We start from the raw sequence: 20,525 nt of genomic DNA, 5'->3' as shown, positions 1-20,525 counted from the left end.
GCCCTACTTGCTGCTGACGTACTTCTCGCGCCGGATCCGCGGCACCGGCAAGCCGAAGCCCTTCAGTGCCTCGAATGCCGCGTCGACCATGTCCGGGTTGCCGCACAGGTAGGCGATGTCGTCGGCGTCGGGCGCGAACTCGCCGACGAACTGCTGCACATAGCCATGGCGCACGTCGGCGTGCGCGTGCGCATCCCCGGGCGCCGGCAGCTCGCGCGAGAAACACGGCACGAAGCGGAACTGCGGGTGCGCCTGCGCGAAGGCGCGAAAATCGTCGCCGTACAGCAGCTCGGCCGGCGTGCGTGCGCCCAGCAACAGCACGACCTCCACGCCGCGTTCGGCGATCGCCCGTTCCAGCAGCGGCAGCATCGACCGATACGGGGTCACGCCGGTGCCGGTGCCGATCAACAGGTAGCGGCGGTTGCTGTCGTGCGGCAGCAGGCAGAACCGGCCGAACGGACCGCTGGCCTGGACGTGGTCGCCGAGCGCCAGGCCTTCGAACAGCGCCGTCGCGGCGCCGCCGGGCACGTAGCTGACCGCGATCTCCACCGCCTCGCCCGGCCCCATCGCATGGTCGTGGATCGTTGCCAGCGAGTACGAGCGCTTGGTCGGCGTGCCGTCGGCGTAGGCGAAGTGCACCTGGATGAACTGGCCGGGCACGAAATCCAGCGGCTGGCCGTCGTCGCGCATGAACGACAGATGGGCGACGGTCGGCGCGATCATGCGCCGGCCGGTGAGCTTGAGTGGGAAGTGCTGGATGGCCACGGGTCAACCGGATCGTAAGCGGAACGGACGCGCGTCCGCGCAACGCTGCATCGCGGGGCCGGCTGCGACCGGGCGCCTATACTAGCGTTTTCCGCCCAGGCCTCCCCCCGGCCGCCGGCATCGGACCCCTCGCACCCATGACTCCAAGCCGCCCCCTGCCGGCCGATGCGCCGGCGCTGTCCGTCCGTGAGCTGCGCAAGACCTACGCCGGTGGCGTGGAGGCGCTCAAGGGCATCTCGCTCGACGTCGCGCCCGGCGATTTCCATGCCCTGCTCGGCCCCAACGGCGCGGGCAAGAGCACGCTGATCGGCATCGTCTCCTCGCTGGTCAACATGAGTGCGGGCAGCGTCGAGGTGTTCGGCGTGGACATCGTCCGCCACCGCGACCAGGCCATGCGCCTGATCGGCCTGGTGCCGCAGGAAATCAACTTCAATCTGTTCGAAAAGCCCTTCGACATCCTGGTCAACTACGCCGGCTTCTACGGGGTCTCGCGCCGCGAGGCCGCCGAGCGGGCCGAGGCCGAGCTGCGCGCCGCGCAGTTGTGGGACAAGGCCCACGTCATGAGCCGCACGCTGTCGGGCGGCATGAAGCGGCGGCTGATGATCGCCCGCGCCATGATGACCCGACCCCGACTGCTGATCCTCGACGAACCGACGGCCGGTGTGGACATCGAGATCCGCCGCGGCATGTGGCGCAGCCTGCGCGACATCAACGCGGCAGGGACGACGATCATCCTGACCACGCACTACCTCGAGGAAGCCGAGTCGCTGTGCCGCAACCTGGCGATCATCGACCACGGCCGCATCGTCGAGCAGGGGCCGATCCGCGCCCTGCTCGCCCAGCTCGACGTCGAGGGCTTCATGTTCGATATCGACGGCGCGCTGCCCGACGCATTGCCGGCGATCGACGGCGTGACGATCACGGCGCCCGACGCGCACACGCTCGACATCGACATGCCGCGCGCGATGGATCTCAACCGGGTGTTCGCCGCGCTCGATGCGGCCGGGCTGCGCGTGCGCTCGATGCGGACCAAGTCCAACCGCCTGGAAGAACTGTTCGTGCGGCTGACCGCACGCGATTCCGGATCGGGGCATCAGGCGTCGTAGACGCCGGTCGCGCACAGCGAGCCTCCCGCCCGCCCCTCTTTCCACAGACGCCGAGCATGCACACAGAACCCACCACGACTGCCCGCAACCTGACCGCCCTGGGCACCATCGCCCGGCGCGAGATCGTGCGCATCCTGCGGATCTGGGCCCAGACCCTGGTGCCGCCGGCGATCACGATGACGTTGTACTTCCTGATCTTCGGCGGCCTGATCGGCGCGCGCATCGGCGACATGGGCGGCGTGTCCTACATGGACTTCATCGTGCCCGGCCTGGTGATGATGAGCGTCATCCAGAACAGCTACGGCAACATCTCCTCGAGCTTCTTCGGCGCGAAGTTCGGCCGTCATGTCGAGGAACTGCTGGTCAGCCCGATGCCCGGCTGGGTCGTGCTCGGCGGCTACGTCATGGGCGCGGTCGCGCGTGGGGTGGCGGTCGGCGTGATCGTGCTCGGCATCGCGATGCTGTTCACCACGGTGCGCATCCCGCATCCGCTGGTGACGCTGAGCACGGTGCTGCTGGGCGCCACGATCTTCTCGCTGGCCGGCTTTATCAACGCGGTCTACGCCAAGAAGTTCGACGACGTCGCGATCGTGCCGACCTTCATCCTGACCCCGCTGACGTACCTGGGCGGCGTGTTCTATTCGGTCAAGCTGCTGCCCGGTTGGGCCGAGGCCGCGACCCACGCCAACCCGATCTTCTACATGGTCAACGCGTTCCGCTATGGCCTGCTGGGCACCTCGGACATTCCGCTGACCGTGGCCTACACACTGATGCTGGGCTTTGTGGTCGTGCTCACGGTGGTCGCGCTGACGCTGCTCAAGCGCGGGGTGGGCTTGCGCAGCTGACGCTGACCCGTGTACGCGTCGCCGATCGCCATCGAGCGAGCGCGATGGTGGCAACGGTTCGGCGGTCGCAGCGCTGCGCGCACCGCTAAGCTGGACGCGACACCCGTTCTTGCCAGGAGTCCCCCATGCGCATTCTCGTCCTTGGTGCCGGCGGCACCGGCGGCTATTTCGGCGGCCGGCTGGCCCAGGCCGGCGTCGACGTCACGTTCCTGGTGCGCCCTGCGCGCGCAGCGCAACTCGCACGCGAGGGCCTGCGCCTGCGTAGCCCGCTCGGCGATGCCGATCTCGCGGTCGCGCACGTCACCGCCGACGCGCTGGCTGCGCTCGCTGCGGCGCAGCCGTTCGATCTGATCATCCTCAGCTGCAAGGCCTACGACCTCGATGCCGCGATCGACGCGATCGCACCGGCCGTCGGGGCCGACACGACGGTGATGCCGATCCTCAACGGGCTGCAGCACTATGCCGCGCTCGATGCGCGCTTCGGTGCGGACGCGGTGCTCGGCGGCTTGTGTTTCATCAGCGCGGTGAAGGGCGCCGATGGTGAGGTCGTGCATCTGCCCTCGCCACCGTCGCTGACGTTCGGCGAGCGCGACCCGGCCCGCAACGGCAGCGCGCGCACCCAGGCGTTTGCCGACACGTGCGCGCGCGCCGAAGGCTTCGAGGCCGTGCGCAGCGACGACTTCCTGCAGGCGGCGTGGAACAAGTTCAGCTTCCTCACCGCGATGGCGGCGGCAACGTGCCTGATGCGCGCCAGCATCGGCCGGATCGTGGCCAGCGACGAGGGCGCCGCCTTCATGGCCGCGCTGCACGATGAGTGCCTTGCGGTCGCCGCCGCGCAGGGCCAGGCGATTCCGGGGCAACCCGCCGAGCAGGCCCGGTCGCTGCTGACCCGCGCCGGCTCTGCGGCCACTGCGTCGATGCTGCGCGATCTCGAATCGGGCCAGGACGTCGAAGCGGCGCAGATCGTCGGCGACATGCTGGCGCGGGCGAAGGCGGCGGAGATCGCGGCACCGATGCTGCAGGCCGCCTGGGTGCACCTGCAGTGCTATCGCAGCCGCCGCCAGACCCCGGACACCCCGTGATGTGCGATCGCAGCCGTGCAGTCAGCCTGCCACACCCGCTCTGCTAGGCTCGAGCTCTACCCGATCATGGAGATCACCCGGATGCGGACACTGCGTGTACGACTTCCCCTGGGCCTGGCCATCGCTGGCGCGCTCGCACTCGCTGCCTGCGGCGACCGACAGGCCGACGGCGCGCCCGCGCAGACCGCGCCAGTCGAAGACACCCACACGGTGCCCTCGGAGGCCGCGGCCGCACAGCTCGAAGACGGCAGTGCCCCGGTCGAAGCGCCGCTGACCGGCGATGCCGCGACGACGATGCTGACTCAGCTCGCCGGTCTTGGCGGTGCGATGCACGCGGCGGTCGAACTGTGCGACCCGAGCATCCCGGCGGAGCAACTGGCGCAGGCCAGGGCGCGACAGCAGCAGGAGTTCGTGAAGATGGGCGGCGACGCGGCGATGTTCGACCGCGAGTTCGCATCCGCGCACGACAAGGTGCGCGCGCAGTACGACACGGCGACGCCGGCGCAGCAACAGCAGATGTGCGCCGAGCTCGAGTCGATGGCGTCCTCGGCGCCGGCGCCGGCGACCGAATAGCCGGGACGCTGCGCGGGCTCAAGGTCCCGCGGCAGGCGCGTCCAGATCGCCGGCGACGACGGTTGTGGTCGCGTCGGGATCCAGATGCCGCGCCATTGCCGCGCGTACGGCCTCGGCGTCGAGCGCGCGCAGCGCGTCCTCGAACGCGGCCGAGTAGGCCATGTCGCGTTCCAGGTAGAGATTGTCGTTGAGCGTGCCGGCCAGTTGCGCATCGCTGGCTCGTGCCGTGCGGCGCGACAGCAGCAGGCCGTCGCGGGTCTGCGCAAGCTCGGTCTCGTCGATGCCCTCGGCGAGCAGCCGACGCAGTTCTTCGTCGAAAGCCTGCGCGACCTTGGCGATGTTCTCCGGCGCGGCAATCGCCTGCGCAGAGAACGTGCCGACCGTGTCGAACGCACTGGCGCCAAAGCTCGAACTGACCCCGTAGCTCAAGCCGTCGCGCTGGCGGATACGGTCGGCCAGCCGCGACTTCATGCCACCGCTGCCGAACAAGTGATTGCCCAGATACAACGCCGGATAGTCGGGGTGATCCTGGCCCAAGCGCAGCGCCTGCTGCGCCAGGAACACCGCGTTCGGCCGGTCGGGCGTGACCACGCGCAGTTGCGCGGCTGGCTGCGCCGCATACGGCGTGGGAATGCGCACGAACGGGGTGGTCGGGCGCCAGTCGCCGAACAGCGCTTCGAGTTGCGCACGCACCGCCTCGGCATCGACATCGCCGACGATCGCGATCGTCGTGCCCGGCCCCATGCCGTAGAACGCGCGGTGGAACGCGACCGCATCATCGCGCGTCGTCGCCTCGAGTCCGGCAATGCGCTGCTCGAAAGTACGTGCGTGAAAGGGATGGCCGGGCGGAAAGATGTCGAAATGCCGCGCCATCGCCTGGTTCGCCACCGCACCCGGTTCGCTCATGCTGCCCTGGATGCCGGTGATCCGCTGGGTGCGCAGTTGCGCGAATTCGTCCTGCGGGAATGTCGGCTGCTTCAGCACGGTCGCGATCAGATCGAGCAGCCCCGCAATATGCGCGCGGTCGCTCGAGGCCGCGACGCTGACCGTGGTCGCGCCCCCGCTCGCACCCAGTGTCGAGCGCAGCGCGGTGAGCCGGCGCGAGATCGCCGCGCGGTCGAGATCGCCCGCGCCGCGCATCAGCATCGCGCCGGCCAGCATCGCCGCGTCGATGCGCCTGTCCAGCGTCTGTTCGCTGCCCAGGCGCAGGGTCATGCGCAACTGCACCGCCTGTCCACGGGTCGCCTTGTCGAGCACCGCCAGCCTGGCCCCGTTGGACAGCGTCCAGGTCCGCGTGCGCGCGTCGATGATCTCGGGCGTCGGATCGAAGGCCTCTCCGACCGCGAGCGCGGGCCGGCCGACGAAACCGGCCAACAGCGTCGCCGCGTCCGGGGCCTCGGGCATCTCGATGCGCTCGGGAGCGTCGGTCGGCACGAAGTGCGCCGTCGTGCGGTTGTCGCGGCGCAGGTAGGCGCGCGCGACCCGCTGCACGTCGGCCGCGGTCACCGCCTCCAGCTGATCGCGTGACTGCAGCAACAACCGCCAGTCGCCCTGCGCGATCGCGTCCGACAGCGCAATGCCGACCGCGTTGGGGTCGCGCAACGCGCGTTCAAAGCCGGCCAGCAGACGCGTCCGCGCCTCGTCGACCTCGTCGTCGGTGAACGCCGTCTCCTGTTCGAGCACCGCGAGCAGCCGCGCCTGCAGTGCATCGAGGTCGCTGCCCGCCGGCGCCTCGACGACCACGCTCAGATACCCCGGCTCGTCCAGGCGGTAGCCCGTGGCCGAGACCGAGGTCGCCAGGCCCGGTTCGACCAGGGCGCGGTGCAGCCGGCCGCTGGGCGCATGCCCGAGTATCTGCGCCAGGACCGTCAGTGCGCCGGCATCGGGATGGCGGCCGGCGGGAATGTGATAGCCCGCGGCCAGGTACGGGGTGCGACCGACGCGCCGCACGACGACGTGGCGTTCGCCATCCTGCGCCGGCTCGCGCGTGTAGGTGCGCGGCAGTGCGGTCGCGGGCCGCGGCAGCGCGCCGAAGTGCGCGGCCACCCGCTCGAGCGCGTGCGCCGGATCGAAATCGCCGGCGATCACCACCACCGCGTTGTCGGGCCGGTACCAGGTGCGATAGAACGCCTGCAGCCGTTCGATCGGCATGCCCTCGATGTCGCTGCGCGCGCCGATCGTCGGATTCCCGTAGTTGTGCCAGTCGTAGGCCGCCGACATCAGCCGCTGCACCAGCACCCGGACCGGGTTGTTCTCGCCGGCCTCCAGTTCGTTACGGACCACGGTCATCTCGCTGTCGAGATCCGCGCGCGCAATGCGCGAGGCCACCATGCGGTCTGCCTCCATGCCCAGCAGCCAGTCGAGCGTGACCGGATCGCTGGAGAAGCTGGCGAAGTAGTTGGTGCGGTCGAACCAGGTCGTGCCGTTGAAGCGGATGCCGCGCTGCTTCATCTCGCCGGGGATGTCGGGATGTGTCGGCGTGCCCTTGAACAGCAGGTGCTCGAGCAGGTGCGCCATGCCCGTCTCGCCGTAGCCCTCGTGGCGCGAGCCCACGCGATAGGTCACGTTGACCGTGGTCACCGGCTTGCCGGGATCTGGAAACAGCACCAGCCGCAGGCCGTTGTCGAAGCGGTACTCGGTGATGCCTTCGGCGCTGTGCACCGGCGCGTCGAGCTGCGGCGCCGCGATGGCCGGTGCGATGCCCGCGCACAGCAGCAGCGCGAACAGGCAGACACGAAGGCGGCGACGCATGCGGTTTCCCTTGGAGCGAGTCGATCGCCGAAAATAGCAGATCGCATCCGCGCGCCTGGATGCCCCACGACGCCCGGAGCGCGAGGAATGACGATCGATGTGCGGTATGCGGACGACTGGCTGGCGGTGGTCGACAAGCCCGCCGGTCTGATGGTCCACGACAGCGCGCTCGCGCGCGGCGAGCACGATTTTCTCGCCGACCGACTGCGTCTGCAGTTTGGCCGGCCGTTGTTCCTGGTCCATCGACTCGACCGCGCCACCAGTGGCTGCCTGTTGCTGGCCTTCGATCGCGAGACCGCCTCGGCGCTGGGCACGCAATGGATGGCGCGCAGCGTCGACAAGCACTACCTGGCCGTGTGCCGCGGCTGGCCCGACGCCGCGCTGGAGGTCGACCACCCGCTCGATGGCGGCCCCGGCAAACCGTCGAAGAAGCCCGCGGTCACGCGCTTCACGCGGCTGGCGACCACCGAACTGGCGCTGCCGTCGGCGGGCTTTGCGACCTCGCGCTACGCCCTGCTGCGCGCCGAGCCGATGACCGGCCGCTTCCGGCAGATCCGCCGCCACCTCAAGCATCTCTCGCATCATCTGATCGGCGACACCAGCCACGGCGACGGGCGCCACAACCGCCATTTCCGCACACTCGGCATCCACCGCATGCTGCTGCACGCCGAGCGTCTGCGCTTCACCCATCCGCACACCGGACAGCGTATGGACATCGCCGCGCCGCCCGGCGATGCATTCGCCAAGGCCTTGCTGCTGTTTCCCGGTCCACCGGCATGACGGGCTGTTGTCCCGCGAGCACGCGTCGACACCCACCCTCTTACAATCGCTGACGATGTCCACGCCGCCCGCCATTCCCGAGTCCGAACTCGTCGAACGCTTCGTGCGCGCGAGCGGGCCAGGCGGGCAGAACGTCAACAAGGTCGCCACCGCGGTCGAACTGCGCTTCGACATCGCCGGCTCGCCGTCGCTGCCCGACGCCGTGCGCGCCCGCTTGCTGGCGCGCCGCGACCGCCGCGTCACGGACGCCGGCGTGCTGGTCATCAGCGCCCAGCGCTTCCGCACCCAGGACCGTAACCGTGAAGACGCGCGCGCGCGGCTGGCCGCCTTTGTCGCCGCGGGTTACGAGGTGCCCAAGCCGCGCGTCGCCACCCGCCCCACGCGCGGTGCCAAGGAACGACGACTGGGCGCGAAACGCGAACGCAGTACCATCAAGCGCGGTCGCGCCGGGCGTGACTGGGATTGACGCCCGCCGGAGCGGGCCTTCGCGCCGAGGACGCATGAGCACATCGAAGTACCCGTTTCTGATCCCCGTCCCGCCGCTCGCGCCGCGGGTCAAACCCAGCCGGCTCGCGCGCTGGATCGGGCGCAGCATCCTGCGCCTGGGCGGCTGGCGCATGGTCGGCGAGCTGCCCAACCTGCCGCGGCTGGTGCTCATCGGTGCCCCGCACTCGTCGAACTGGGACGGCGTCTGGGGCTTCGCGGCCAAGGCCGCGCTGGGCCTGGATATCCGCGTGCTCGGCAAGGACTCGCTGTTCCGTGTGCCTGTGCTGGGCTGGGCGATGCGCGGCCTGGGCGTGATCCCGGTCGATCGCAGCCGCGCCTCGCGCGTGGTCGAACAGGCCGCCGCGGCGATCCACGGCGGCGCCCCGTTCTGGTATGGCTTGGCACCCGAAGGCACGCGCAAGCGCGTGGAGCGCTGGAAGACCGGCTTCTGGAAGATCGCCAAGGCCGCCAATGTGCCGATCCAGACCCTGTACTTCCACTATCCCGACAAGGTCATCGGCTTCGGCCCGCTGATCGAGCCCGGCGACGACCTCGACGCCGACATGGCCAGGATCCGTGCCTGGTACGCCCCGTGGATGGGCAAGAACCGCGGCACGGTGTGACCCGGTCGGCCGTCGGCGGCCATGCTGTCTGCAAGGATGCGCGGATCGACGCGCTGTTGGAGGCATCCCGACAGCGCGTCCTGGGGCGTGGCGCAGAGCTTTGGCATCACCCCGCCGCCAAGGTTCCCGCCGGCCGGGTGTGGTTCAGCGCGCGTGCAATGCGGTCTCGACCAGCGCGACCAGCGCCGGCTCGACGTCCGGCTGCTGGCGCAGGCTCGCCAGCGTGGCCTCAAGGGCCGGGCGCGCTTGGGCATCGTGGTGATGCTGGTGGCGCAGCACGCCGCGCAGGGCGTCCAGCCGGAGCGGCCACGCGGGACTGGCGGCGGCAGCGTTGAGCTGGGCCGCGTCCAGGGTCGCCAGGGTGGCCTCGTTCTGTTCCCAGTGTCCGAGCGCGCCGGTCGTGGCCGCGTACCAGAAGCCGATCAGCTGGGTCTGCGGATTGGCCGAGGACTGCAGCTGGACCAACTGCCGGTAGGCCGCTTCGAGCTTGGGAGCGGCCTCGTCCGGCTGGCCGGCCAGAAACAGGACCTGTCCCCAAACGCCCAGCGTGGTGGCGGCAAAGATGCTGTCCTCGCCGAGCTTGGCGCGAATCCCTTCGTAGAGCGTGCGGGCGTGGGCCAGCGCCTGCGGCCAGCGCTGCCTGTGCTGGTCGATTTCCAGCAGGCTGTTGACCAGCATCATGTTGCGCATGCTGCCGGCGCCGGTCATCGCGACCACGGTCTGCTGCGCGTCGAGCAGCATGCGTTCGGCCTCCTCGTAGCGGCCGAGCTTGATCTCGGCGCCGGCCATGACCTGGCGGGTGACGGCAATGGCCAGTGCATTGGGTGCATCACGTGCTTGCAGGTCCTCGAGCATGGTCTGGGCCAGTTGGCGCCCGTCCTCGGCGCGGCCGACCTGGGTATAGACCTGCACCAGGTCCAAGCGCAGCGAGTCGTGCATCGGCAGGTCGTCGGCGTGCAACTGCGCGAGCAGGCGCAACGCGGTCTCGTACTCGGGCACGGCGCGGGTGAACTCGCCGGCGTTGGTGAAGTAGGTGCTCCGGGCCAGCGCGAGCTGGTACGCGCGCTCGGGATCGGGCGCGGCGGCGTATTGCGCCTCGAGCAGGTCGAGCGCGCGCCGCGCGGCCTCGAACTCCGAGGTCCGGGTCATGACCCGGATCAGCGTGGAGCGTGCCTTGAATGTCTCCAGGCTGTCGGCGCCGGTCTGGGCCTCGAACAACTCGAGCGCGCGGGCGAACTCCTGGCGGGCCTCGGGCAGCAGCTCCACGCTGTTGAACAGCGTCGCCAGCGAGGCGTGTACGGTTGCGGCGATCAAGGGGCGCGCGCCGAACCGCGGGTCCACCCGGTCACGGGCGGCCAGCAGGACGTCGCGGATGTTGGCGTTGTGGCCGTTGGCGGTGATCAGCGGATTGGCGCGTCCGATCACGTCCTCGGTCACGAAGGTATTGAGCGCGTTGGCGCGCGCCAGTTCGGTCTCGGCGATCTGTTGCGCGTGGCGGGCCTCGCGGTGAAACCAGAGCGAGGCCGACAGACCGGTGACCAGCAGGACGAAGGCGGCGATCAGATAGGGACGCTGCGCGCGGGTGCGGGCGAGCACGGCGGCGGTCTGCAGCGCGTGCTCGCGGTCCTGCCGGGCCCGCTCGGCCTCCTCGCGCCGCTGCCCGAGCCGACGCAGGCGCCGTGCCAGCTCCGGGGCCGAGGCCAGCCGGCGTTCGGGGTTGCCGTGGGTGGCCAGGGTGATGTCCTCGCGCAGCAGGGCATCGTCGATGTCGTGCTCCCAGCCCGAGGCCATCGGCCGGCTCAGATCGCCCTGCAGCAGTTGGTAGAGGATCAGCCCCAGTGCGTAGACGTCGCTGCGCACGGTCTGCGGCTGCCCGGCGACCACTTCAGGCGCCAGGTACAGCGGCGTGCCCGAATCGGGGCCGTTCTTGAGCAGGCCGGTCGCGGTGAGGTCGTGGCGGGTGATGCCCATCGCATCGAGCCGGCCCGGTTCCAGCAGGCTACCGCTGCCGAAATCGGTCAGGCAGACGCGCCAGCCGTCGCCGGCCGCAGCGACGAGCACGTTGGCTGGCTTGATGTCCTTGTGCAGCACGCCGATCTGGTGCGCCGCGGCGACTGCGTCGGCGATTTGCAGGAACAGCGCCAGTCGCGCCGGCGTCGGCAGTTCGGCCAGATGGGTCGTGGACCACTCGGACAGGTTGGTGCCGCAGTAGGCGTATTCGAGGAAGAACGGCGGCGCCTCGAAATGCCAGTCGATCAGTCGCGCGAACGGCGCCTCCGACGGCCCCTGGTGGCCGCGGGCCAGCAACCGCGCGAGCGTGGCCTCGCGCTTGAGGCTGCGCAGGCGCCCGCCGCTGCTGGCGTACTTGTAGACCCGGTGCTCGCCGGTCCGGGCGTGCTCGCCCAGCCACACTTCGCTATGCGACGAACTGCCGAGCAGCCGCCGCAGCACGAAACGCGGCCGCAGCGGCACAGGATCGGACTCGCGTAGCGCCAGATGCGCCGGCGCGCGCGCGCGCACGACGACGCGCTCGGTCAGGCCGGTCAGGCGATAGCCGAGCCGAGGCTGGGTGGTCAGCACCCCCGCGTTGGCCGGCCCCAGCGCCTTGCGCAGCTTGGTGATGGCGTTGGGCAGGACCTTGTCGACGGTGATCCGTCCCGCCCAGACCTCCTTGAACAGTTCTTCCTTGGTGACGACCTCCCCGGCATGCCGCAGCAGGTAGGCCAGCACCTCCAACGCGCGCCGCTCGACCGCGACCGGGGCGTCGTCGACGCAGAGCTCGAACGTGGATTCGTCGAACGTCGCCGTGCCGAACCGGTAACGGAAGTCGAGGCCTTCGTCGTCGTTGGCGAGCGGTTCGTCGGTCTGGTCGATGGTGGTCAAGGTGGAGTCCGATGGCGGTGCGACGCGCTTCTGGCGCCGGTTCGCGGCCGGTCACGATACCAGTCCGCCGCCTCGAAACGGGCCGTTACCTATCCGTTACCGGAAAGTACCCCCGATGCCGGACCGGCCTGCCTATGGTGGCGCCCGGCGCGCAAGTCCCTGTGGACGGCGCCGCTCCCCCGCATCCCGTCGGCGGTCGGACCGGCCGCCGCGGCGCCCTTGCAGGCATGCGCGACGGCCCCCGCCGTCGTCGACGCCTTCTCCCCTTTTCGCTTCAAATCCGAAGGATCTCAACGCCGTGAACAGAGTTTTCCGCTTGGTCTTCAATCGCCGCCTCGGCCTGGTGCAGGTCGCCTCCGAACTGGCCGCCGGCAGCGCCGCGGGCGCCTGTGCCCGCGCGCTGCCGGCGGTCGGCCGGCACCCGCTGGCGGCTGCCGTTCTGGCCGTGCTGGGTATGGCCGCCGCCAGCGGGGCAGCGGCGCAGGCGGTCAACGTCGACGAGCAGCTGACGATCGACGAGGCGCGGCGCTATACCACCGGACTGAATGTCGGCAACGCGGGCACGGGCACGCTGCGCATCGTCGGTAACGGCGCGGTCGTGGTGGATGGCAGCCACCTGCAACTGGGCGTGGGCGCCGGTGCCGACGGCACGATCGTCGTCGAGGGTGCACAGGCGAGCCTGACCGTCGGCGACGACGACCGGGTGCGGATCGGCGTCGCCGGCAAGGGCCGTCTCGACGTCCTGTCGGGGGCCACGTTCACCGCGCGTGACCGGGTTTCGCTGGGCGTGGATGCCGGTTCGGAAGGACGCATGGACGTCCTGGGCGCCGGCTCCAGCGCGACCGCCCAGCTGTTGCAGATCGGATTCGCGGGCACCGGCACACTGAATGTCGCCGATGGCGCGCAGGTCACCGCGACCCGCGGCGGCAATGGGGCCGGCATTTCGCTGGGCACCTCCGCGGGCGGCGTGGGCAGTGCCACGGTCACCGGTGCCGGCTCGGCGCTGCGCGCCACCGGCGGCGACCTGTACGTCGGCGGCGAGGGTCAGGGCACGCTGCGCCTTGCCGACGGCGGCCAGGCCTGGGCCAACAACATCGCCATCGGCCTGCGCCAGGGCGTCGCTGGTCGCGTCGAGCTGGAAGGCCCGGACACGCGCCTGGCCACCAATGGCGCAAACGGCAACATCACCATTGGCTACGAAGGCAACGGCACTGTCAGCGCCCGTGAGGGCGCGCGCATCGCCGCCAATTCGGTCGTGATCGGGTCGCGCCGTGACAGCAGCGGCACGCTGCTGCTGAGCGGCGCCGGTACCGCACTCGAGGCCGGCAGCGTGGTCGTCGCGCAGAATGCCGACGGCACGCTGACCGTCGAAGACGGGGCGCGGGTGGTTGCCGATTCGCTGCGCGCCGAGGCCCAGGATTCGCTCGGCATCGGCGACTTCGACCAGACCGGCCGGGTGATCGTCCGCGGCGCGGGCTCGACGCTCCAAGCGGGCGAGCTGGTCGTGTCCAACCACCTGCGGGTCGAGGACGGGGCCAGCATCGCGTCGACGACCGCCAAGGTCCGCGACAGCTTCGCCAAGCAGGAAGAGACCGCGACGCTGACCGGCGCCGGGACCAAGTGGACCAACACCGGCGAACTGGACGTCACCACCAACCTGCAGATCGTCGACGGGGCGGTGCTGGAGACCGGCACCATGCTGATCTCCGGTGGTGGCGACGGCGTCTCGTTCGTCCCGGCCCTCAAGCACGAACAGGTGCGCGTGGACGGCGCCGGCTCGCGCCTGCAGGCCACCGACGGCATCGCCATCGGCAACTCGGTGTTCGACGCCTACGGCGTGCTGACCGTCTCGCGCGGCGGCCAGGTCGGCGGCGGCACCGGCGGCATCACGCTCAAGTCGCTCGGCTATCTGGTGTTTGGCGGCGGCATGGCGTCGTGGGCCACGCAACCCGCCGGTCCGGCGCTGGAGGCCGCCATGGCGGCCGGCGGGATCGACACCGACGACGTGATCACCATGCAGTCGGGTGCTGGCGGCCTGCTGTTCAACCACACCGACGAGCTGGCACTGTCCAATGCCGTCGTGAGCGCGCCCAACAGCGGCGCGAATGGCCATGCGCATACCGCCGGCGCGATCACCCAGGCGGCCGGCACCACGCGCCTGACCGGCGACCTGAGCCGGTTCGGTGGTGACGTGGTCGTGACCGGCGGCAAGCTGATCCTCGATGCCGACCTCTACGCCAAGCCGGCTGAGCCGGCCTTCAGCGGGCGCCTGGCCGACCAGCAGTACCGGGTCACCGGCGGCACGCTGGTCCTCAACGGCACCGCCGGCTTCCTGCAGGAGTTCAACACCGGTGTCTCGGCGCCCGTGATGAAGCGCACCGCCACCGCGAGCGTCACCTCCGGTGGCGTGCTGGCCGGGACCGGCACGATCGGCGACGTGAGCCTGAGCCGGGGCGGGCGGATCGCCCCCGGCGACGGCACCGTGGGCACGCTGACCATCGACGGCGACCTGCGGCTGGGCGCTGGCTCGGCCGGCGACGAGAAGGTGTTCTACGACGTGGACATCCTGGGCAACGGCAGCAGCGACCTGCTGGTGGTCAGCGGCGAGGCCAGCATCGGCGCCCACGACGGCTTCGACGGCGGCCCTGCGGGCGTCGTGGTCACCGCGCTCGACCCGGCGACCAGCTACCAGAATGGGCAGAGCTACACCATCCTGACGGCGGCCAAGGGCGTGAAGGGCACGTTCGCCGACGCCGTCAGCGCGTCCGCGTTCCTCGACGTGGCCCTGTCCTACACCGGCACCTCGGTCGACCTGAAGATCGGTCTGCTGGGCGGTGGCGGCAACGATGACGTGACCGTCGGCAACGGCGAAACCTACACCGGCACCGGCACGATCGGGGCCCTCGAGGTCCTCGGCGGCGGCACCCTGTCGATCGGTGGCACCGGCGCGCTGGGCAGCCTGACGTCCAGCGGCGATGTGCGGTTCGCAGCCGATTCGATCTTCGCAGTGGACATCGCCGGCAACGGCGGCAGCGACACGCTGACCACCACCGGCAAGGCCACCCTCGGCGGCGGTCGCGTGCAGGTCACCGCACTGGACCCGCAGACCAGCTACACGACCGGCCAGACCTACGCCATCGTGCAGGCCCAGGGCGGCGTCGCCGGCACCTTCGCCAGCGTGGCCAGCCAGTCCGCGTTCCTGGACACCCATTTGACCTACGAACCCGACCGGGTCGTGCTGGGCATCGCGCTGAAGGATGTGGGACCGCCCACGACGCCCGAGCCGCCCACAACGCCGGAGCCGCCCACGACCCCAGAGCCGCCGACAACGCCGAAGCCGCCGGCGGTCTTCCAGACCGTCGCGCAGACAGGCAACCAGTACCGCACCGCGCTGGCGCTCAACACGCTTCCGCAGTCCGGTGACGCGCTGGCGTTGTACAACACCCTGCTGCTGTTCGATGCGAACACCGGGCGCACTGCATTCGACCACCTGGCTGGCGAACTGCATGCCGATGTTCGCGGCACGCTGCTCGAAGACCGCTTCCTGCGTGATGGCATCGGCCAGCGCTTCCATGGCCAGGCCGCCGCCACGCGGACCGATGCCACCGTGGCCTGGGTCGCCGGCAGCGGCATGCAGGGGCGGATGGACACCGACGGCAACGCGGCCGGCACTCGGACCAGCCGCCAGGGCCTGATGGCCGGTGCCGATCGGCGCCTGGGCGAGCACTGGGTGGTCGGCCTGGCACTGGGCAACGAGGACATCACCACCCGCGTCCGTGCGCGCGGATCGCAGGCGGACACCGACGCCACCCAGTACGGCCTCTATGCCGGCGCGCGCTGGGATGCGTTGTGGCTGCACGGCGGCGCGACCCGCGCCGACTATCGCGTGGAGACATCGCGTCGCGTCGTCGCTGGCAACACGCTGGCACAGGAGGTGGGGTCGCGCTACGACGCCAAGGCGACCACCGCCTTCCTGCAGGCCGGATGGGAGTTCCCGTTCGACCGGCTCACGCTGACGCCGACGTTGGCGGTCGCGCACACGCGGCTGGAGACCGATGCCGCGTCCGAACGTGGCGGCAGCGCGGCGCTGCACGTCGATGCCAGCAAGGATCGCTACACCGTCGCCACCGCCGGCGTCCGCGCGACGTGGGACATCAGCGGCGGGCAGCGCGACCAAGCCACCCTGTTCGGTGGCCTGGCCTGGGAGCACGCGAGCGGCGACCTGACGCGCGACAGCCGTCATCGGTTCGTTGCTGGCGGCGATGCCTTCATGGTGCAGGGCGCGCCGATGGCGGCCAACGCCGCGGTCGCCGACCTCGGCATCGCCTTGAGCACGTCTGAGCGCAGTCGCCTGTCGATCGCCGCGCAAGGCCGCAGGGGCGACGGCGCCCGCGACTTCGGCGCCCAGCTCAACTGGCGCTGGCACTTCTGACCGCAACTCGGCACGCGACCCGCTCGACGGGCGCGTGCCGGACGCGGTGACCCCAAGCCAGGTGCGTCGGACCGACGGCGTACCGTGGCAGATCGACCGCCGCACGCGCATGTGCGGCCATGCGCCCGCTCCCCACGGGAGCGGGGCCAGGGCGAACGCCGTCGCGTGGCGGCCATCCGGTGGCGGCCTTCGTCCGCCTTGCGGACCCCCTCCCCCGACAGACTGTTCGCGTCGTATCTGAGCTGGCGTCCGTGGTCGCTGCGCGGGGGGCGTCCCTCTGGCGGCCAAGGCACGGGCCAAGCGCGGCAACATGCCGGTCAGATCGAAGCGTCGTTCGAATGAATCGGCACGCCTGCGCATGCAGGTCGCGTGCGCTTTGGTTGGGGCACTTGGACATGCTCCGCCATGGCCTGCAATCGCAGACGACCCAGAGCCGGGCCGGCCCCAGGCCCCGCCATGCTTGGCCTGGCTCGCCAGATCGCCGGTCACTCCCCTTCCGGCCAGGGCGGCACCGCCTTGCGCTCTCCCGGCGCCAGACCACCGATATGCGCCAGTACCGCCGCGTGTTCGGGCGTGCCCGACCGGTAGCGGATTTCGGCCTCGCCGTGCGCCGCGCCGCCGTCGAGCGCCGCGCGCAGTTGCAACACCAGCGTGCCGTCGGCGAGCATGACCGCCGTCCCGATCGGCGCAGTCTCCGCAACCATCGCCGGATCCGGCGCCACCGGCGTCGCCGGCCCGCCCGGTTCGGCAGCGGCCCACATAGCCAGCGCCGCCGCGAACGCGAAAATGCACGACATCGTGGGCACTCCGAGCGACAAGGACGCGTGCAGGGTGCCCCACCCGGCGACCGCCCGCCTGAATCGGCAAACCAACGGCACATTTCCAAGCTCTACCATTGAGCGCACCCTGCGCAGTTGGCGGGCCGCGTGCCGCGACCGACGCCGTTACCGCGCTGTCCCCTAACGGAGTTCCCTCCATGTTGCATAAGCTGCTCCTGTCTTCCGCGATCGCGCTGGCGCTTACCGCCTGCGGCGACCGCCCTGCTGCCGAGTCCACGATGCCCGCTACCGATGCCTCCGCCGCGGCCGCGCCGGCCGACAACCCGCTGTTCGTCGCCAGCACGCTGCCGTTCCAGGCCCCGCCCTTCGACAAGCTCAAGGACGCCGATTACCAGCCGGCAATCGAAGAGGGCATGAAGCAGCACCTGGCCGAGATCCGCAAGATCGCCGACAACACCGAGGCGCCCACCTTCGAGAACACCATCGAAGCGATGGAGCGCAGCGGCGAACTGCTGACCCGCGCCGCCAACGTGTTCTTCATGCTTACCGGCGCCAACACCAACGACACCCTGCAGGCGGCCGAAGAGGCGCTGGCGCCCAAGCTCGCCGAGCACAGCGATGCGATCTACCTCGACCCTGCGCTGTTCGCCCGGGTCAAGACCCTGTACGACCAGCGCGACACGCTGGGCCTCACGCCCGAACAGGCGACCGTGCTCGCGCACACGCACGACAACTTCGTGCGCGCCGGCGCGTTGCTCAATGACGCCGACAAGGCCGAGCTGCGCAAGCTCAACGCCGAGTCGTCCACCCTGTCGACCGCGTTCGGCAACAAGCTGCTGGCCGCCAGCAACGCCGGTGGCGTGTTCGTCACCGACGTGGCCGAACTCGACGGCCTCGACGCCGGCGCGATCGCCGCGGCGGCCGACGCCGCCAAGGCCGCCGGCAAGGAGGGCCAGTGGCTGCTGAGCCTGCAGAACACCACCCAGCAACCGGTGCTGGCCTCGCTGAAGAACCGGAGCTTGCGCGAGCGCGTGCTCGCCGCCTCCACCGGCCGCGCCGAGAAGGGCGACGCCAACGACACCCGCGCCACCATCCAGCGTCTGGCCGAACTGCGTGCGCGCCAGGCCCAGCTGCTCGGCTACCCGAACTACGCGGCCTACAGCATTGCCGATCAGATGGCGAAGACCCCGGAAGCGGCGCTCAAGCTGCTGACCGACACCGTGCCGGCCGCCACCGCACGTGCGCGCGCCGAGCTGGCGAAGATCCAGGGCGTGGTCGACGCACAGAACGGTGGCTTCACCGCCGGCGCGGCCGACTGGGACTTCTATGCCGAGCAGGTCCGCAAGGCTGAGTTCGACCTCGACGAAGCGCAGATCAAGCCCTACTTCGAGCTCGACCGCGTGCTCAACGACGGTGTGTTCTTCGCTGCCAACCAGCTCTACGGCATCACCGCCAAGGAGCGCAAGGACATCCCGGTCTACCACCCCGACGTGCGCGTGTTCGACATCATGGACGCCGACGGCAAGCAGCTCGCGCTGTTCTACCTCGACCCGTTCAAGCGCGACAGCAAGCAGGGCGGCGCGTGGATGGGCAACTTCGTCGAGCAGAACGGCCTGACCGGCGCCATCCCGGTGGTCTACAACGTCGAGAACTTCACCAAGCCCGCCGCCGGCCAGCCCGCGCTGCTGAGCTTCGACGACGTGACCACGCTGTTCCACGAATTCGGCCACGCGCTGCACGGCTTCTTCTCCAACACCAAGTACCCGTCGGTCGCCGGCACCAACACCCCGCGCGACTTCGTCGAGTTCCCCTCGCAGTTCAACGAGCACTGGGCGCTCGACCCGAAGGTGTTCGCCAACTACGCCAAGCACCACGAGACCGGCGAGGCGATGCCGCAGGACTTGGTCGACCGGATCGTCAAGGCGCGTACGTTCAACCAGGGCTATGCGACCACCGAGTACCTCTCGGCCGCGCTGCTCGACCTCGCCTGGCACACGCTCCCGGCCGGCGAGGCCAAGCAGGACGTCGACGCGTTCGAAAAGCAGGCGCTCGAAAAGTACAAGGTCGATCTGGCCGCCGTGCCGCCGCGCTACCGCACCAGCTACTTCAGCCACATCTGGGGCGGCGGCTACGCGGCGGGTTACTACGCGTACTTCGGTGCCGAAGTCCTCGACCACGACGCCTTCCAGTGGTTCGGCGAGAACGGCGGCCTGACCCGTGAGAACGGCCAGACCTTCCGCGACAAGATCCTGTCGATCGGCCACTCGCGAGACCTCGCCACCGCCTACCGCGAGTTCCGCGGCAAGGACCCCAGCGTCGAGCCGCTGCTGGAGCATCGTGGGCTGAAGTGAGCCATGTCGCGCGCTGCGGCGCATGACATGCAGCACCGAGCGGGGCGGCCTTCGGGCCGCCCCGTTGTCGTTTGCTCATGTGCTCTCTCGCGCAGTGGCGCGAGCAAGCACAAGCCAGTATCAGGAGGAGCCGCGTGCTGAAAGTGATCGCGCAAGACTTCATCGAGATCGAACACCTCGATGCCGTGGCCCCGCTCTATCGAGAGCTTGTGGAGAAAACCAGGCAAGAGCCGCTGTGCATCTCGTACGATCTATACGTGGATCAAAAGGACCCGGGGCACTTCGTTTTCATCGAGCAATGGCCGGACCGCGCCGCCCTGGACGCGCACTGCAACACCGAGCATTTCCGGCGGCTGGTGCCGTTGATCGACAAGCACCAGCGCGCGCCGGGGACCTATCTGCTCATGGACGCGTTCGGGTAACGCTGCGCAGCGCGGGATGAGGCAGTTGGCGGTCTGCAGCGGGCGCAGCCATACTCCCGTGCACCCTATTTATGGGGTTGAATCGTGGTTTGGGTAAACAGTCAACTGCGGAGGCAAGCGGATGAAAGTAAAACGCATCGTCGCGGACATCCAGGCCGCCAACCCCTCACAGGCTGCGGCCTTTTACAGCGACGTATTGGGTCTGGAGCTGGCCATGGACCATGGCTGGATCCGAACGTACACCAGCGATGCGAAAATGACGGTCCAAGTCAGCATCGCATCTGAGGGCGGTTCCGGAACCGAGGTGCCCCATCTTTCCGTGGAGGTCGATGACTTGGCAGAGGCGCTGCGCCGAGTCGAAGAAGCGGGAATCTCGGTCGAGTACGGGCCAGCCATCGAGCCGTGGGGCGTGAAGCGGTTCTACGTACGCGACCCAACGGGCAGGCTCATCAACATCCTTCAGCATGTGTAGGCCGGGTGCGACCTAGCAAGTCCTCCTGGCCGATGCCGTTCCGCGGAGCGGCTCATCTCAGGCGTGAGGTGTGATCAGTCGATTGTTCATCCGGGGCATCAGTGGACGATGGGGATGAGGACGCCAACCCAGTCCCAGGAACCCGGATGCATCTCCATCAACATGCCGATTGACG

15 protein-coding genes are annotated in these 20,525 nt (G+C 69.8%); 11 read left to right on the top strand and 4 right to left on the bottom strand.

Annotated features, from left to right (window positions below; translation table 11 throughout):
* Positions 1-3: 3 nt before the first annotated feature.
* Complete coding sequence (locus ABE488_RS07175; protein WP_346442038.1) at positions 4-765, bottom strand: ferredoxin--NADP reductase; 762 nt, start codon at positions 763-765, stop codon at positions 4-6.
* Between the two features lie 137 nt (positions 766-902).
* Between ABE488_RS07175 and ABE488_RS07170 the strand changes: the two genes are divergently transcribed.
* The 4 genes from ABE488_RS07170 (at position 903) to ABE488_RS07155 (ending at position 4,371) form a co-directional block, all read left to right on the top strand.
* Positions 903-1,871 (top strand): ABC transporter ATP-binding protein, encoded by a 969-nt coding sequence (locus tag ABE488_RS07170; RefSeq protein ID WP_346447643.1) that lies wholly within the window; start codon positions 903-905, stop codon positions 1,869-1,871.
* Between the two features lie 56 nt (positions 1,872-1,927).
* On the top strand, positions 1,928-2,716 hold the full coding sequence (locus ABE488_RS07165; protein ID WP_346447642.1) for an ABC transporter permease: 789 nt from the start codon (positions 1,928-1,930) through the stop codon (positions 2,714-2,716).
* A 125-nt stretch (positions 2,717-2,841) separates the two neighbouring features.
* Positions 2,842-3,798: a 2-dehydropantoate 2-reductase gene (panE, locus tag ABE488_RS07160; RefSeq protein ID WP_346447641.1), complete on the top strand. Its 957-nt coding sequence runs from the start codon at positions 2,842-2,844 to the stop codon at positions 3,796-3,798.
* An 81-nt stretch (positions 3,799-3,879) separates the two neighbouring features.
* Positions 3,880-4,371, top strand: a complete 492-nt coding sequence (locus tag ABE488_RS07155; RefSeq protein WP_346447640.1) for a hypothetical protein — start codon at positions 3,880-3,882, stop codon at positions 4,369-4,371.
* An 18-nt stretch (positions 4,372-4,389) separates the two neighbouring features.
* On the opposite strand, the gene ABE488_RS07150 is transcribed toward ABE488_RS07155, so the two are convergent.
* The gene (locus ABE488_RS07150) at positions 4,390-7,122 is read right to left on the bottom strand and encodes a pitrilysin family protein (RefSeq protein WP_346447639.1); all 2,733 of its coding nucleotides are present in this window, start codon (positions 7,120-7,122) and stop codon (positions 4,390-4,392) included.
* An 87-nt stretch (positions 7,123-7,209) separates the two neighbouring features.
* Between ABE488_RS07150 and ABE488_RS07145 the strand changes: the two genes are divergently transcribed.
* Genes ABE488_RS07145 through ABE488_RS07135 form a run of 3 tightly spaced genes read left to right on the top strand, consistent with a single transcriptional unit; the run spans position 7,210 to position 9,011 of the window.
* A complete protein-coding gene (locus tag ABE488_RS07145; protein WP_346442032.1) occupies positions 7,210-7,902 on the top strand; it encodes a pseudouridine synthase in 693 nt (230 codons plus the stop codon).
* A 55-nt stretch (positions 7,903-7,957) separates the two neighbouring features.
* Positions 7,958-8,368, top strand: coding sequence for an alternative ribosome rescue aminoacyl-tRNA hydrolase ArfB (gene arfB, locus ABE488_RS07140; RefSeq protein ID WP_346442031.1), 411 nt, complete (start codon positions 7,958-7,960; stop codon positions 8,366-8,368).
* 34 nt (positions 8,369-8,402) lie between these two features.
* Positions 8,403-9,011, top strand: a complete 609-nt coding sequence (locus ABE488_RS07135; RefSeq protein WP_346442030.1) for a lysophospholipid acyltransferase family protein — start codon at positions 8,403-8,405, stop codon at positions 9,009-9,011.
* Positions 9,012-9,155: 144 nt separating this feature from the next.
* Here ABE488_RS07135 and ABE488_RS07130 read toward each other — a convergent pair whose 3' ends face one another.
* Positions 9,156-11,894 carry a winged helix-turn-helix domain-containing protein gene (locus ABE488_RS07130; RefSeq protein WP_346447638.1) on the bottom strand — a complete coding sequence of 913 codons (2,739 nt, stop codon included), beginning with the start codon at positions 11,892-11,894 and terminating at the stop codon, positions 9,156-9,158.
* Positions 11,895-12,192: 298 nt separating this feature from the next.
* Here ABE488_RS07130 and ABE488_RS07125 point away from each other — a divergent pair, with 298 nt between their 5' ends.
* Positions 12,193-16,326 carry an autotransporter domain-containing protein gene (locus ABE488_RS07125; RefSeq protein ID WP_346447637.1) on the top strand — a complete coding sequence of 1,378 codons (4,134 nt, stop codon included), beginning with the start codon at positions 12,193-12,195 and terminating at the stop codon, positions 16,324-16,326.
* Between the two features lie 485 nt (positions 16,327-16,811).
* Here the strand turns inward: ABE488_RS07125 and ABE488_RS07120 are convergent, their stop codons facing one another.
* Positions 16,812-17,123, bottom strand: a complete 312-nt coding sequence (locus tag ABE488_RS07120) for a hypothetical protein (protein WP_346442026.1) — start codon at positions 17,121-17,123, stop codon at positions 16,812-16,814.
* Positions 17,124-17,302: 179 nt separating this feature from the next.
* Between ABE488_RS07120 and dcp the strand changes: the two genes are divergently transcribed.
* The 3 genes from dcp (at position 17,303) to ABE488_RS07105 (ending at position 20,350) form a co-directional block, all read left to right on the top strand.
* A complete protein-coding gene (gene dcp / locus ABE488_RS07115) occupies positions 17,303-19,456 on the top strand; it encodes a peptidyl-dipeptidase Dcp (protein WP_346447636.1) in 2,154 nt (717 codons plus the stop codon).
* Positions 19,457-19,590: 134 nt separating this feature from the next.
* Positions 19,591-19,878, top strand: a complete 288-nt coding sequence (locus tag ABE488_RS07110; RefSeq protein WP_346442024.1) for a putative quinol monooxygenase — start codon at positions 19,591-19,593, stop codon at positions 19,876-19,878.
* A gap of 121 nt (positions 19,879-19,999) precedes the next feature.
* Positions 20,000-20,350, top strand: a complete 351-nt coding sequence (locus ABE488_RS07105; RefSeq protein ID WP_346442023.1) for a VOC family protein — start codon at positions 20,000-20,002, stop codon at positions 20,348-20,350.
* Positions 20,351-20,525: the final 175 nt, after the last annotated feature.

The organism is Luteimonas sp. TWI662, assembly GCF_039673825.1.
In the GTDB taxonomy this organism is placed as follows: domain Bacteria; phylum Pseudomonadota; class Gammaproteobacteria; order Xanthomonadales; family Xanthomonadaceae; genus Luteimonas.
This window is presented reverse-complemented; position numbering and strand designations above follow the sequence as displayed.